Origin of the sequence: Massilia mucilaginosa (assembly GCF_011682145.1) — a bacterium.
Classification (GTDB): domain Bacteria; phylum Pseudomonadota; class Gammaproteobacteria; order Burkholderiales; family Burkholderiaceae_D; genus Telluria_A; species Telluria_A mucilaginosa.
In genome coordinates this window covers 1-280 of sequence record NZ_WHJH01000372.1, presented here as the reverse complement: position 1 = coordinate 280, position 280 = coordinate 1, and the positions used below count along the sequence as shown (strand labels likewise).

Genomic DNA, 280 nt, shown 5'->3' with positions numbered 1-280 from the left:
CTCGTGCGGCACCAGACCGAAGGCGCCAGCGTGACCCTGGGCGCGCTGGCGTTGCAGAAGAGCGGCCAGGGCGCGCAACTGGTGTTCCAGATCGCGCGCAGCGGCGACAGCTCGGTGTACGGCGACATCAGCGCCGCCTTTACCCCGCAGGGCGGGGCCGAACAGGTGCTGGCCAGGGCTGCCGGAATAGCGATCTACACCCCCAATCCGATGCGTAAAGCCAGCCTGGCCATGCCGGCCGGCGTGACCCTCGCGCGCGGCACCGTGCACCTGCGCTAGC

Annotated in this window: 1 pseudogene; it reads left to right on the top strand. The window is 70.7% G+C overall.

Annotated features, from left to right (window positions below):
• Nucleotides 1-279: pseudogene (locus F2P45_RS35220) on the top strand (molecular chaperone); the annotation flags it as partial.
• Nucleotide 280 lies beyond the last annotated feature (1 nt).